The organism is Bartonella sp. MR168JLCBS (genome assembly GCF_042194175.1).
In genome coordinates this window covers 343-579 of the sequence record NZ_JBHIMP010000562.1, presented here as the reverse complement: position 1 = coordinate 579, position 237 = coordinate 343, and the positions used below count along the sequence as shown (strand labels likewise).

The following is a 237-nucleotide window of genomic DNA, read 5'->3' as shown; positions in this document are numbered from 1 at the left end:
AACCGCTCTTTCAACACCTTTACCTTGATAACGTATCCCACCATCACGAAGTTCTATAGCTTCATGGGCCCCTTTAGATGCGCCTGAAGGAACAAAAGCACGACCTACAATCCCATTTTCCAAATGAACATCAACCTCTACTGTTGGATTCCCTCGGCTATCAAGTACTTCACGCCCAATGATATCGACAATTATAGTCATGTGAGTTTCCTTATCCAATCCAACAAAAGTCTCGAT

General features: G+C 43.0%; 1 pseudogene. It reads right to left on the bottom strand.

From position 1 onward, the window contains the following. Nucleotides 1-201: pseudogene (gene eno, locus ACFIK8_RS12670) on the bottom strand (phosphopyruvate hydratase); the annotation flags it as partial. Between the last annotated feature and the right edge of the window lie 36 nt (nucleotides 202-237).